This is a genomic window from Alteromonas gracilis, assembly GCF_036870955.2.
Lineage (GTDB): Bacteria > Pseudomonadota > Gammaproteobacteria > Enterobacterales > Alteromonadaceae > Alteromonas > Alteromonas gracilis_A.
Map to the genome: position 1 here is coordinate 2,167,256 of NZ_CP145482.2, position 13,604 is coordinate 2,180,859.

General features: G+C 43.3%; 12 protein-coding genes. 10 read left to right on the top strand and 2 right to left on the bottom strand.

Features of this window, described 5'->3' with window-relative positions; genetic code table 11:
• The first annotated feature begins 353 nt into the window (after nucleotides 1-353).
• From V6N89_RS10635 to V6N89_RS10655, 5 genes are all read left to right on the top strand, one after another.
• Entirely contained in the window at nucleotides 354-1,037 is a 684-nt protein-coding gene (locus tag V6N89_RS10635) for a hydrolase (protein ID WP_346993744.1), read from the top strand.
• Nucleotides 1,038-1,161: 124 nt separating this feature from the next.
• Entirely contained in the window at nucleotides 1,162-2,925 is a 1,764-nt protein-coding gene (locus V6N89_RS10640) for an amidohydrolase (RefSeq protein WP_346993745.1), read from the top strand.
• A gap of 10 nt (nucleotides 2,926-2,935) precedes the next feature.
• Nucleotides 2,936-4,165 (top strand): tyrosinase family protein, encoded by a 1,230-nt coding sequence (locus tag V6N89_RS10645; RefSeq protein ID WP_346993746.1) that lies wholly within the window; start codon nucleotides 2,936-2,938, stop codon nucleotides 4,163-4,165.
• 31 nt (nucleotides 4,166-4,196) lie between these two features.
• Complete coding sequence (locus V6N89_RS10650; RefSeq protein WP_338517524.1) at nucleotides 4,197-4,352, top strand: hypothetical protein; 156 nt, start codon at nucleotides 4,197-4,199, stop codon at nucleotides 4,350-4,352.
• An 11-nt stretch (nucleotides 4,353-4,363) separates the two neighbouring features.
• Nucleotides 4,364-4,954: a YceI family protein gene (locus V6N89_RS10655; protein WP_338517525.1), complete on the top strand. Its 591-nt coding sequence runs from the start codon at nucleotides 4,364-4,366 to the stop codon at nucleotides 4,952-4,954.
• Between the two features lie 98 nt (nucleotides 4,955-5,052).
• Here the strand turns inward: V6N89_RS10655 and V6N89_RS10660 are convergent, their stop codons facing one another.
• Nucleotides 5,053-5,547: an alginate export family protein gene (locus V6N89_RS10660; RefSeq protein ID WP_346993747.1), complete on the bottom strand. Its 495-nt coding sequence runs from the start codon at nucleotides 5,545-5,547 to the stop codon at nucleotides 5,053-5,055.
• Nucleotides 5,519-6,130 carry an alginate export family protein gene (locus V6N89_RS10665; RefSeq protein ID WP_338517527.1) on the bottom strand — a complete coding sequence of 204 codons (612 nt, stop codon included), beginning with the start codon at nucleotides 6,128-6,130 and terminating at the stop codon, nucleotides 5,519-5,521. The genes V6N89_RS10660 and V6N89_RS10665 overlap by 29 nt, the downstream gene beginning before the upstream one ends.
• A gap of 440 nt (nucleotides 6,131-6,570) precedes the next feature.
• Here V6N89_RS10665 and V6N89_RS10670 point away from each other — a divergent pair, with 440 nt between their 5' ends.
• The 5 genes from V6N89_RS10670 (at nucleotide 6,571) to V6N89_RS10690 (ending at nucleotide 13,571) form a co-directional block, all read left to right on the top strand.
• Nucleotides 6,571-9,588, top strand: a complete 3,018-nt coding sequence (locus V6N89_RS10670) for a sensor histidine kinase (RefSeq protein ID WP_346993748.1) — start codon at nucleotides 6,571-6,573, stop codon at nucleotides 9,586-9,588.
• Between the two features lie 78 nt (nucleotides 9,589-9,666).
• A complete protein-coding gene (locus V6N89_RS10675) occupies nucleotides 9,667-10,305 on the top strand; it encodes a response regulator transcription factor (RefSeq protein ID WP_338517530.1) in 639 nt (212 codons plus the stop codon).
• A 124-nt stretch (nucleotides 10,306-10,429) separates the two neighbouring features.
• Nucleotides 10,430-11,419 carry a LysR family transcriptional regulator gene (locus V6N89_RS10680; protein WP_338517531.1) on the top strand — a complete coding sequence of 330 codons (990 nt, stop codon included), beginning with the start codon at nucleotides 10,430-10,432 and terminating at the stop codon, nucleotides 11,417-11,419.
• 104 nt (nucleotides 11,420-11,523) lie between these two features.
• On the top strand, nucleotides 11,524-12,213 hold the full coding sequence (locus V6N89_RS10685) for a response regulator transcription factor (protein WP_338517532.1): 690 nt from the start codon (nucleotides 11,524-11,526) through the stop codon (nucleotides 12,211-12,213).
• Nucleotides 12,210-13,571 (top strand): sensor histidine kinase, encoded by a 1,362-nt coding sequence (locus V6N89_RS10690; RefSeq protein ID WP_338517533.1) that lies wholly within the window; start codon nucleotides 12,210-12,212, stop codon nucleotides 13,569-13,571. Before V6N89_RS10685 ends, V6N89_RS10690 begins: the two co-directional genes overlap by 4 nt.
• Nucleotides 13,572-13,604 lie beyond the last annotated feature (33 nt).

Consider the following 13,604-nt stretch of genomic DNA (forward strand, 5'->3'; position numbering starts at 1 on the left):
TGTCATTGCCTTAGTTTTGGTAAAACTACATTAATGCCACCTTTACACAATCGATTAAAACTTCAGCAACGCATTAGCATTTCTAAATCGACTAGTATCTATCTGATGCTTAGATGTTTTTAGAATCTTTAGTTAACGTGTCCACTTAAAAACAAACAAATTTGTATGCTGCTGTTTATTAGTGAAATTAGACACCATAGGCTTATGAAATAGTTAATCTAAACCGTCAGTGAAGATTAAATCGTTTGTCGATTTCCTTGCTCTCTCTATAGTAATTTTTTAACTCAAAAACACTTTTCTCATACTGCGTATTTGAGTCGTTTTAACTATTTTTCTCTTATTAAGGGTTAGCCATGAGCAAAGAAAAGTTAGAAGTTTTAACTCCGCAAAATTCACAACTTATTTTTATCGACCACCAGCCTCAAATGGCATTTGGTGTTCAGTCCATCGACCGACAAACCTTGAAAAACAATACTGTTGGCCTCGCAAAAGCTGCGAAGATCTTTGACATACCTACCACTATCACAACCGTAGAAACGGATAGCTTCTCGGGGCACACATACCCTGAATTATTAAGCGTATTCCCCGAACATCCCTTGCTTGAGAGAACGTCAATGAACAGTTGGGATGACCAAAAGGTACGCGATGCCTTAGCACGGAACGGTCGCCAAAAAGTCATTGTTTCAGGCCTCTGGACCGAAGTGTGTAATACCACTTTCGCCCTATCAGCAATGCATGATGCTAATTACGAGATATACATGGTTGTGGACGCATCTGGCGGTACATCGCAAGACGCACATGACTATGCTTTGCAACGCATGGTTCAAGCTGGCGTAGTACCAGTGACATGGCAGCAAGTGTTGCTTGAATGGCAGCGAGACTGGGCACATCGCGATACCTATGATGCAGTGATGGATTTGGTTAAAGAGCACTCTGGCGCGTATGGCATGGGAGTCGACTACTGCTACACCATGGTACATGGTGCAGAAGAGCGTGTGAAACACGGAGAGCGATTGGCGCCTATACACGCTGAATAAACCTACTCTTATTGGCTCAATGCGTTATTGAGCCACTTCTGTTCCATATTACAACAATGCCATATTGAGGAAGAGGTCTTTAGTCCTCTTACACAATCAGTATTACCACTACGGAGGCGTCTTCATGAATCTATCAAGAACAGCAGTCTGCATTGCAGCTTTTATCATGAGCTTTTGCGTAACAGCTGCACCAGAGCTGATTGTCATCAATGCCAAAATTACAACGTTCGATGGAAAGACGTTCTCTGGGTTCACTGTTGAAGATGGCAAATTTTCGACGCTTTCTAATGATGACCAGGCGCTGTTATTACTGCAGAACGACACAACCACTGTTATTGACGCCAAAGGCCATCGAGTTATACCTGGTATTAATGATTCACATCTCCATGTAGTGAGAGGCGGTAGGTTTTACAATTTAGAAACGCGGTGGGAAGGTTTGAGCAGCCTTCAAAAAGGGATAGACATGATTGCTGCGCAGGCTAAGCGAACGCCTCAAGGGCATTGGGTAAGAGTAATCGGCGGCTGGAGCCCTTATCAATTTGATGAAAAGCGAATGCCCACGCCAAAAGAGTTAACGGAAGCAGCTCCGAATACACCTGTATTTGTACTTCATTTGTATTCAGGTGGCGTACTTAATAAAAAGGCAATGGAAGTACTAGGTATAACCAAGGATAGTGTTCCTCCAAAAGGAAGCCGCTTTGAGCGCGACAGTAAAGGTAACCCAACAGGCGTACTTGTCGCGGACCCCAACCCAATGATTCTCTATCGTACCATCGGTGCGCTACCACATATGAGTTTAAACGAGCAGTATAATTCCAGCAAACAGTACTACCGCAAATTACTAAGTTTAGGTGTAACAAGCGTCGTTGATGCCGGTGGTGGTGGTCATGTCTTCCCTGAAAACTATCAAGCTAGCACCGTTTTGGCCGCTCGAGGTGAGTTGCCCATCCGCGTCTCCAATTATTTATTCCCTCAGACGCCAGGACAAGAGCTTAATAGTTTTGCAAAGTGGATGAGCAATTACAAACGAAACCAAAATCTGCATCTTCATCTTGATAATGGTTACGTCATTGAAGGCGGTGGTGAGCTATTGGCATGGAAAGCGTCAGATTACGAGAACTTTCGCGCCGCTCGTCCTGAACTTGCAAAAGATGCAGAGGAAGAGCTTGAAAAAGTTGTCAGGCTTCACCTTTTGCAAGGGTGGCCATTTCGAATTCATGCTACATACGACGAATCTATTTCTAGAATGCTCACACTGTTTGAAAAAATAAACGAAACACAGCCACTAAACAGCGTGCGTTGGATTATTGATCATGCAGAAACTGTGACAGATTCAAACCTTGACCGCATTAAAGCGTTGGGTGGTGCAATTGCAGTTCAAGGAAGAATGGCTTTCGCTGGAGAGGACTTTTTAGCCCGCTATGGCGAGTCACAAACTAAACGTACACCACCAGTAAAGACAATGCTAAGTAAAGGAATTCAGGTTGGTTTTGGTACTGATGGGACTCGTGTATCAAGTTTTAACCCCTGGGCGACGTATTACTGGGCAGTATCAGGTCGCACAGTCGGTGGTATGAAGCTTTATGATAAAGATAACATTTTGGACCGACTTACAGCACTTCAAACCTTTACACAAGGCAGTGCTAACATCTCTGGTGAGCAAGGCGTCAAAGGTCAAATTAAACCAGGCCAATATGCTGATTTTGCTGTTCTAAATCAGGACATATTAAAAGTGAATGAACGTGCTTTGTTGAACACGCAATCGTTACTAACAGTGGTCGACGGTAAAGTTAGATTCGCAGATAAAGCGGCTTACCCCAATTTGCACAAACCCAGAGAACCTGCAATACCATCTTGGTCTCCTGTCAATTTTAGCGAAGATAGATAGGTAGCGTAAGATGAAAAAATCAAAAAAAACTAATAGTGGCAACGCTAGACGCCACTTTATCAAGCAAGTTGCAGGCATTGCTGCGCTTAGCGGTAGCATTGGGTTTGGAGCAGGATTTGGGATCCCTCGCATTGCGAAAGCCATTGACTATCTTCAACCTGGTGAGTGGGAAGAATACCGAAAATATGAAGCGACACCTGAGCAGGCCCTACGTGCAATGCGTGAACGAAAAATCGTCACACGAAAACACATAGGCGATTTGACGGCACAAGAGTTAACAAAATTTAAAGCTGCGGTGGGTATAATGCGCGCCCGTTCTGACATCAATCCACTTGACCCTACTGGATGGACAAGCCAGGCGCTACAGCATGCTTTGTATTGCTCAAGTGCTGTTAGAAACCTGCAGGTACATTGGTGTTGGTTCTTTTTACCCTGGCATCGCGGCTACTTACACTCGGTCGAGAATATGTTGGCTGCGGCAATAGGTGATAAAGACTTTGCGCTCCCCTACTGGGACTGGACCAGAAAACCTTACATAGACCCTGCTTACTCGGGTTTTGGCAATCCGTTACATGATCAAACCCGCTTATACACCTCAACAGATCAAATACCGCTCGATTTTATGGATATTGAAGCGGCGCTGCAGGCGCCTAATTTTTTTCAGTTTGCAGGTTACCCTTATCCCGACGGACAAGGAGAGTTAGTTGAGGGCGTTATGGAACAGAGCTTTCACAACAATATTCATAATTGGATTGGCGGCAATATGGGCGCTTTTCCTACCGCTGCTTTTGATCCAATTTTCACAGGGCACCACGGAAACATTGACCGAGCATGGGATGCATGGATGGCTATTCACGGGAAAAAACTACCTACTGATGAGCGTTGGCTCAACACAGTGTTTACTTATCCAACGTGGGATGGACGACTCACGAGAATTGCAGTGAAAGATATGATTAAAACGAAAAACCTGGGGTATGAGTTTACTGATGTAGAGTATCGACAGCTTTCAATTACTCCCCCTGCCTTTAAGCCAGGCGCAACAAGCTTTGAGGTAAATGTTGTTGACAAACACAGGCAACAAATCGCTAATAAAATGAAAAGTGGTAGGCGCTATGGGCTGCTTAAGTTCGAAAGAGTTCAAGTTCCCACGCATCCACTATGCGTTCGCATATTCATAGGTACCGAAGGCAAATCGCCCCAATATATTTCAACCTTTACCATACTCCCTGTACAAACCTAGCGGTATAGGCTCGCTTAACAAACATGTCACCATGCAAGTTGCACTGCCTGAATCACTGGCAACTATGGTAGCCAGCAATCAGCCCCTTACCGTGCATATGTTACCTGTTCAGTTGCGTGGGCGAGATATACCCAAAGCGCCAATTCAACTGAGCAATATCTCACTTGTACCAAACGACCTAGCATAGGAAACAATGATATGAAGCGTAAACAACTCCCTTCTCTCGCCCTTGGCTCAGTTTTGCTTGCAATGAGTAGCTTTGCATCTCACGCAGCCATAGAAAAATATGCAATAGACACATCCGGTGCGCATGCTTTTGTGCAGTTTAAAGTGAATCACCTTGGATACAGTTGGCTCTACGGCCGCTTTAATGAATTTGATGGTAGCTTTGAGTTAGACCCAGCCGATCACTCTGATGCTAACGTTAGCATTACCATTAATACGCAAAGTGTTGATACAAATCATGCAGAGCGAGATAAGCATCTTAAAAGTAAAGATTTTTTGAATGTTAAAAAATACCCGAATGCCACATTCAAAAGCACAAAAGTCACGTTAAATAATGCGGGTAATGGCACTATTGTGGGAGATTTAACCCTTAACGGAATAACAAAGCCCGTTACTTTAGAGGTAAGCCAAATTGGGTTTGGTGTTGACCCGTGGGGTGGCTATCGACGGGGATATGAGGCAGTAGCAACATTCAAGATGGCTGACTTTGGTATGGCTTATGATCTTGGTCCCGCATCAAGAACGGTGGAAATGACATTATCAATTGAAGGTGTACGCCAATAAAACCTTGGTCGTGTGTCACTATTGCTCAACGATTTTGAGTTTCTAGAGACACACGCAGCCTCAGGCATTCTTCACAGCCTACTTTAACCATCCAGTGGTTAGAAAAAAGCCCAGTTGACGGTGAATTCCACAAACTTAACTGAGTCGGCATGATTATCAGATGTGGCTAATATACCTTTGGGATCTGAATACGTTGCCAAAAGGCTGATATTTGTTGCTTCATTTATTTCCCATTCAAAGCCCGAAGAAAAAGCCACATTCACTTTTTTGTCCAAGTTATCATTGGGCAATTGAATAATGTTCCCTGGAGGGCCATAAACACCGTCGTTTTGTTCTAACCTCCAATAAAAATTTACATCGAACTGCAGCCGAATTGTTTCGCTCGGATATAGATAAATGTAGGGATGAAAATTGTAAAAGTTAGCAGGCCCTAATTGGGCTGCCTCAGAGAAGTAGCTTCCACGAGGGTAAAGCGCATCGAATGTTTCAAGGCGCCCATCATTTCGGGTGTCATCCCCAGACGCTATATTAACTGACAGCATGAATTCTGGTGCCCACATGCCATCAAAACGAACAGCCGGTATTGGTGGCAATCGTCCAGGCACGAATATCATCGGTACCATGACGCCCCATCTGTTGAGCTGCTTCCCAATCCCAAAACCAACGCGTGGCGTCTCCTGAAAGCCTCACGCCTAACGTGTGCCTTAATTGGTCCGCTGTACCCTCAATAGCGTTTCGTTGCTTACGGTTTGTATAAAGGTAATAAAGCTCGAGTTGCGCGTGCTTTGTATGCACGAAATCAAGTGCCGTTAGATCCCCTGTAAAATAGCTACCTGCCAATAGGTTCTCTGAAGATGTATCATCGTTAAATACCCCGTTAGGTTCTACTTCGACCAGTTGCAACGCAAACCAGTCAGATTGCCAATGCGAGCTGTGCTCAATACCAACGCTAAATCCGTCCCAAGCGCGTCGAACGTTTGTTCCATCTCGCCAACCAATTAAACGTTGCGACCCCAGTTTGAGCGTTTGCCTTCCAAGCCTGAAGTTGATGGTACTGTTTTGATATTGAACAAAGGCCTCATAAACATCTAGATTGTTTCGCTCTATGGGGCTTGGTTCGACGCCTTCTTGCAACGCACTAAATATGGCGCCTCTAAATGACCAGGATTTTGTCATTTCAAAGTTAGAACCGATTATGATCCTTTGTGTCCAAAATAAACCTAGCCTCTTCACTTTCTTCGTCAAACTCTAAAGCCGAAAGATAAGTGACTCTCTCTCTAAGTTCACCATCAAAGGACACTTCATTACTAAGAGCAGGAATACTGGACAATACAGCAAGCCCTATGATCGACGGCAGAGTAAATTTCATTTGTTGAAACCATAGATATAACAGTAAATTACATTCAAGCATTGCAGAGGTTCAAGACTGTCTCAAACGATAAAAACTAAAGTGATGCTGCAGTTAGCCTAAACTTCTGCTGTATTTCTAAAGCGAAAACCAGCGTAATTTTACCGATAATTTCAATACATCAAATAAATAGATAGACCAAAGTATTGGCATAAAAAGTGAACACGTGGTCTATTATTGATAAGTACCTAATTACCTGAGAGTTCCCGTGTCTTTGTCTAGAGCCTTTAACGCCTTAATTGTGATGTTGATTGGGTGGACAACTCAGTTACATGCTAGTGATGTCATTGCTAGTTCAACTTGTGTTCCAGCTTGGCAGCAGTTCTCTGGTTCTGACAAACTGTCTAGTTCCATATATTCATCTATTAGAGCAAACGACGGTTTAATCTATCTCGGTGGGCGAGATGGTCTTTATCGGGTTGCTGGTGGTCACACCCATAGTTGGTTTCCAAACTCAACTAACCCGTCTGCACTTCCTTCAGGGCGCGTTAAAGCACTTTCTGCCGACAATGAATATCTTTGGGTAGGTAGCAATACCGGACTATCTAGATTAAATACAAGTAACGGTGTTTTTGAAAGAAACGATGCGATTAACCGTGAAATGGGATTTTCGCCCGTGAACAGCTTGTTACGCTTAGGTCAACACCTTTACGTTGCAACTGCCGATGGAGGGTTTGTTCTCGCATTAAATGATGGAATGCCTACGCTAAAGATAGTAAGCCGTTTTGCACAAGCTGAAAACGTATCTGAATTCGCGTTATATAACGGCTATGTACATGCTGCTAGTGAAAACGGACTGTGGCGTATTTCTGAGGATCTCAATGCACACAAAGTAGGCTTTGAAGATACAGAGCTAGTTGCACTTCACGTTTTAGATAACGCGCTTTGGGCAGCATCAAAAACTACCCTCTATCAAAAACCATCTTATAACCGAGACTGGCAAACCTATACGCGATTAGACATACCGTCTTTACCAGAATCAGATTTAACAAGCCTATCGTCTGATAAATACAAGCGACTTTGGATTGGCTCTACAAAAGGACTTTCTCGTTGGAATGTGAAAGAGCGTCAGCCAATTCGATGTCGACGGAGTACGATAAGCTCTGATCGGGACAAGGACATATCTGTCGGGCACATTTCCGGGCATCTCGGTGACTACATGTTCTTGGGAACTAATGGTAACGGTGCGGCATTCGCTCCTTTAACAAAAGCTGTTCGGCGCGTAGTACCTGGGGAAAACCTTAACTCGGGTTTGCCCTCTCACCCTATATGGAGCCACGCACTAGGTACAGACGGCAAACTATACGCAGGTACTTCAAGCGGTCTTTATAGAGAAACGCGTGCAGGAAGCGGGCTATTCAATTCCGTTGCACAAGAACTACTAGGTTCACTGCGTATTTACAGTGTGCTACCCATGTCAGATAACAGTGTGTGGATTGGTACTTCTGGCGGGTTATTCGTAGGTCAAAATGAGGGATTTTCTCGAGTTAACATGCTTTTTGATAACCATAATCAGCCTGTGCATAGCTCAGTCTTTGCAATCAAACAATTTGGAAGTCGAGTGCTTATTGCAAGTAGTCATGGCCTAGTGGTTTTTGATTTAGCGTCGCATGAGATTTCAAGTGCTTTCGTTACCAAAAGTCACCTGTCTCCCAAATTATCAGTACCTACAACTTTACTCTCAACAGCGCGTTTGTGGTCTATAGACGTGTTTAACGACCGTGTCTTTGTCGCAGGCAATCAGGGAGCTTTCGAATTAGATATCGAAAATACGGTGGTAAAGGGGTCATCTGTTAGTACCGAACACACAGAGCAACCGCTAGGATATATATACAACATTACGGTTGTAGAAGAAGACCGAGTGTTTATTGGCACAGAGTCGGGTTTTGTCGAAACCGACTTTATGTTTCGTAATCAAAAAAGAATAACAGACATTAACGGCAAAAAACTGCTTGCCGTTATGAGTGCAGGTCGAGATAGCAATGGGGCTATTTGGTTTGGTGTCGCTGGAAATGGCTTGTTTCAGTATAAATCACAAGAAAATGCATGGTTTCATCTGACGCAATCGAAAGGGTTGGTAACAAACGGTGTTAGCCAACTTGGCTTATCGTTCTCGCAAGATAGCAAAATGGCAGTTTCAAATGGAACAGGCGCATCAATCATTGACCTTACTTTGTTGAATCGTGACCAACAAACACCACTAACTGTTACGCTTTTTGATAGCGAGAAAAACGTTGCTATTGATCAAAACGAGCCGTTCGAAATAAGGCCAGATGCACGCAACCTGAAGCTAAGCTTTTTGGTGGATGAGTTAATTGAAGCCGGACTTTATAGCGTTGACTATCAACTAAATTCACCGACAGGGAATGTTACTAATGCGACTATACCAATCAATGAGGAATTGACATTCGTCGACCTAGCGCCGGGGATATATCGTTTTAGCGCGCTTGTGAGAGAGACGACCGGTGCCTCTGCGCTTCCACTATCGCTAAACTTCGATGTTATTCCTCATTGGTGGGAAACGACGGTATTTAAAACACTTCTAGCGATGACGTTGTTACTTATTGTTGTCTATTACTTTTACTTAAAAACTAAGCATGTTGAGCAGCGCATGACCATTATAGTCGATGAAAGAAAGCGTATAGCGCGGGAGTTACACGACACATCGTTGCAAGATTTGTTTGGACTAAAAATGTTAGGCAGGATCTTGTTTGAAGATCTTCCCCCTGCTTCTGAAAAACAAGCACGTCATTGTGGCGAATTGATTAACCATGCCATCGCGTCCCTTAGGAACAGTGTCAATTCATTAGATACACTATCTGATGTGCCTGAACTTCGTCTTGCATTCGAGAGCCTTCAAAAAACTATTCACTTGCCTGATAACTGTATGCTTCTGATTAATGAGTCAGGCAAAAAATGGACAGTTAAAAAACAAACAAGGTTTTTCATTTATAGGATAGTACGAGAAGCCGTGAATAACGCGGCAAAACATTCAGCGAGCAAAGTCATAAAGATAGATGCCGCATACACATTAACGGCACTTCATATATCGGTGTGTGACAACGGCAAAGGATTTAACGTCAACGACAATGTAACTGAAAAAACCTACGGGCTTAGTGCAATGCAGCACTTGGCTGAGCATGCTAAGTTGCCCCTTTGTGTTGAATCAGTTAAAGGCAAAGGAACACTAATCAAAATAACGGTGCCTAGATGGCTGTCGTTTTAGAAAAACTAACCAAACGACTAGGTCGCTCGTGTTATTTACGGTGTAGTCTTATCAATGTAAAAATCTAAGGTAGACGCCATGAAAGCCGATATGCCTGAGCAAAATGCAGTTTTGATAGTAGATGACCATCCTGTTGTTAGAGAAGGTATGGTGACCATAGTTGAGCGTTACACAGATTTTCACTGCATAGCTCAAGCAAGTGGTGCCCGTGAAGCGGTGGCCAAATGGCGCGAATTCAAACCCCAAATAGGGCTTTTTGATTTGCGAATGCCCGATGGTGATGCGGTGAGTGCAATTACGCATATTTTGGAGTTTGATCCCAAAGCCAAAATTCTAGTGGTGAGCTCTTTTGATGCTGACGAAGAGGTTTATCGCGTCATGAAATCTGGTGCTAGGGGTTACATGCTTAAAGACAGCGATCCTCAAGATATTGCCAGTGCACTTAAATCAATTCGTTCAGGGCTGCGTTATCTTCCCCCGCAGTTAGCGAGTAAATTGGCTGAACGCATTACACACACAGAACTCTCGCAAAGAGAAACAGAAATACTCACCATGCTAGCCATGGGAAAAAGAAACGCTGCAATTGCAGATGAGCTTTGTATTTCACTCGCCACAATAAAGTTTCACCTTAATAATATTTATTCAAAACTAGAAGTGTCATCTCGCACTGAGGCTGTTTCGGTGGCTGTAAAACGAGGAATAATTGCGCTTAATTAGATAGCTATCCAAATGGTTAGGTTTAAAAACCAACCTACTACCGTTATGCCCTTTAAGGTTTAGGGTTACTTTACTACATGAAGTCAGGTGGTTGAGTATATTTAATTCATTGGGAGGGCGATGTATGAAAACGAATAGATTACCTTCATTAATAGCGTTAAAAGCGTTTGAGGCAGTGGCTAGAGTCGGCAGTATGAAAGATGCCGCAAACGAACTATATGTTACGCCAGGTGCAATTAGTCAATTGATAAAGAAGTTAGAAGATGAACTGGATGTAAAGCTTTTCGAACGAAGAAATCGTGACCTTGAATTGACCAGCGAAGGTAAAATATTGAGTGAGGGAACGTGTGAAGCTTTTAATATATTAAGCCAAACAGTTCATGCAATTCCCTCAATCTTATCACAAAAAACGGTAGTTATTACTTGCGAAGCGTCACTGGCAACAAACTGGTTAGCACCTAGACTCAATGCGTTGTTTTCTCTCGTTCCTGACTCTAATATAGAAATTCTTGTACACCACAACTCCAGCGAACTGCAGCAACAGCGTTTTGATATAGCGATTTCTAACTGGGAATTAAAATCTTCAAAGTTCACTGCTCAGTGCATTGGCGATGAGACATTTTCTGTATATGGCTCGCCTGACTATATTGATTCTCATCGCGTTACAGAGTGTTCCAAAGAGTTGAACACAACACTATTAAACGTTTGCTTTGACAATCAATGCAAGTTGCCCACATGGCGCGATTGGTACAGTGATATAGGTTCGGAGTTTCAATTGCGACATAGGCAGGCAACATTCGGGGATCAAGTTGACCAAGCGCTTATGGCCGCTAGGTGTGGAGCCGGATTACTGCTTGCCCCTAATGCAGTGATGGAAAATGATGTCGAGAGAGGTTTGGTAAAACGTCTATCAAATCGAAATATAAACTCAAATAGGCATTACTGGTTAATTGAGCAATGCACTAGTGACGCCACAACTTCATGTATTAAAAACGCACTAGTAAAAGAGGTGAAGCAATCTCTTGCGCTCGTTGAAAGGTCAAATGCAACCATAGAGAATCAAAACGTTATTCAGCTAAGGTCAGATCCAACGGCGTACACTACATTGGCCTAACCATAATCCTGCCAAAAATAACGCAATATTAGTATTTTACAACGCAATTGATAATAGTTATCAATTGCGTTGGTGTATTTCCTATCAGCTTTAGGACGTTTGATATGGACACTGCAAAAATACTTATCATTGAAGATGACGTAACGTTAAGCCAACAAATCGCCACACTATTGACAGACAAAGGCTTTGAAGCCCGTCAATGCCATGATGGAGATCAGGGTTTGGCGACTGCGCTTCAAGAGCGATTCGACCTCATATTGCTAGACGTGTTATTGCCTAACATGAATGGCTTTTCCCTTTTGAGTCAGCTTAGAAAGCAAAAGCAGACACCCGTTATGATGGTTACCGCCTGTGGTGCTGAGCAAGAACGTATCAAGGGTTATAGCAACGGCGCTGATGACTATATGCCCAAGCCGTTCAGCTTCGTAGAGATGATGCTGCGTATCGAGGCGCTATTACGTCGTTCATTCACGTCTCAAAAACAGGAAACGGTTGTCAACGTGCTTAACGTTGACGAAATAGCATTGGATAAGAAAACGCTGAAAGCCTGCTTCGCTGAAAAAGACCTTGGTTTAACACCAATCCAATTTAAGCTGTTATGGGTAATGCTTGAAAATAAAGACGAAGTAATGAGCAAGCCGCTTCTTTATCAAACGGTGCTTGATAGAACGTTCAGTCGTTACGACAGAAGCCTTGATATGCACATGAGTAGAGTACGTAAAAAGCTTGTTGAAGCAGGTATGTCCCCTACTCGCCTTGCCACTCAACATGGCAAAGGCTATTTGTTTTCATGAAAAAGAAACTGTTCTGGAAGCTCTGTGCAACCATTGCGGTTGGCACCGTTGCCTTGATTTGGGTTGTTGATTGGCTAACAACCCAAACTGAAACCACAATGAGCCACTTGTCCATTGAACACCAACAACAGCTCAATAATTATGGAAAAGAAGCCGAACGCGTATATTTGGAAGAAGGCGAAGCGGCGCTAGCGACATGGCTTAGTACCTTTCAGAAGAGAGAGAAAACCTGGGCCGCAATTGTCAATTCAAACATTGAGCCCCTAGCAGAGAGTAAAATCCCTCAAATCTATATTGATGAATTTAGGATTGGTCGAAGTGTCGAGTGGAAAATACACCTTTATTTTGACTACAACCCTATTATGGAAGTCCCTTTTCTAGACTCAAAATCGCATTTTTTAATTCAATTACCACAAAGGATGCGGCCAGGTACTTACCTCACCTATATCGATATATTGCTTCAAATAGCATTGCCCTTCGTGATTCTGTGCGCCGTCAGTTTTGTCCTTTATCGCCATGTTATGACACCACTTAAAAAGCTGGAAACCGCAACAACCGCATTTAGTAAGGGCAAGTTTGATGTTCGTGTGAGTGACTCTTTAAGCAATCGTAACGATGAACTTTATACGCTTGCTGTGCATTTTGACGGTATGGCTGAACGAATTGGGAAGCTTATTTACAACCAGCGTGAATTACTATCAGATTTATCCCATGAATTAAGAACACCGCTAACCCGCGTTGATATGGCCATTGATATGCTTGAGAACGATATCGATAACAAAAATACGTTGTCGCGCCTACGTTATGAATCCCACAATATGCGCGCCTTGGTTGAAGATGCGTTAACGCTGGCATGGCTTAACAATGAATCGCCAGCGCTTAATAACGAGTCGTTTGATCTTTCAGAACTTATACAAGTCATCTGTGATGACGCGGCATTCGAATACCCAGACAGAACAATTAATTTAACACTGCCAGAATGTGCACCCATCGAGCAAAGTAGCCAGCAAGCGCTGGGACAGGCTATCGAAAATATTATTCGAAACGCATTAAAATACACGCCAGAACACAGTCGTATTGAAGTTAAACTAGTATGTAACGCGACTCACTATGCGCTGTCTGTATTGGATTTTGGTCATGGCGTACCAGAGAATATGTTGGGTGACATTTTTAAACCCTTTTTTAGAGTGGATAAATCCCATGGAACCCACGTGATTGGACAACAGCGCGGTGGTTTTGGTTTGGGGCTTGCGTTGGCACAGCGCCAAGTTACCGCGGTTGGCGGCAAAATTAGCGCACGAAATCATGCGCAAGGAAAACTGACTGGTCTAGAAATAGGCATCGTGTTACCGCGCTAGCGGTAACACATTGGTTGACTGAAAAAATTGAAA

Coding starts and splice junctions, on each gene's coding strand:
- V6N89_RS10640 (WP_346993745.1), top strand. CDS start 1,162: ATGAATCTATCAAGAACAGCAGTCTGCATTGCAGCTTTTATCATGAGC.
- V6N89_RS10685 (WP_338517532.1), top strand. CDS start 11,524: ATGGACACTGCAAAAATACTTATCATTGAAGATGACGTAACGTTAAGC.
- V6N89_RS10635 (WP_346993744.1), top strand. CDS start 354: ATGAGCAAAGAAAAGTTAGAAGTTTTAACTCCGCAAAATTCACAACTT.
- V6N89_RS10675 (WP_338517530.1), top strand. CDS start 9,667: ATGAAAGCCGATATGCCTGAGCAAAATGCAGTTTTGATAGTAGATGAC.
- V6N89_RS10665 (WP_338517527.1), bottom strand. CDS start 6,130: ATGACAAAATCCTGGTCATTTAGAGGCGCCATATTTAGTGCGTTGCAA.
- V6N89_RS10650 (WP_338517524.1), top strand. CDS start 4,197: ATGCAAGTTGCACTGCCTGAATCACTGGCAACTATGGTAGCCAGCAAT.
- V6N89_RS10680 (WP_338517531.1), top strand. CDS start 10,430: ATGAAAACGAATAGATTACCTTCATTAATAGCGTTAAAAGCGTTTGAG.
- V6N89_RS10690 (WP_338517533.1), top strand. CDS start 12,210: ATGAAAAAGAAACTGTTCTGGAAGCTCTGTGCAACCATTGCGGTTGGC.
- V6N89_RS10655 (WP_338517525.1), top strand. CDS start 4,364: ATGAAGCGTAAACAACTCCCTTCTCTCGCCCTTGGCTCAGTTTTGCTT.
- V6N89_RS10645 (WP_346993746.1), top strand. CDS start 2,936: ATGAAAAAATCAAAAAAAACTAATAGTGGCAACGCTAGACGCCACTTT.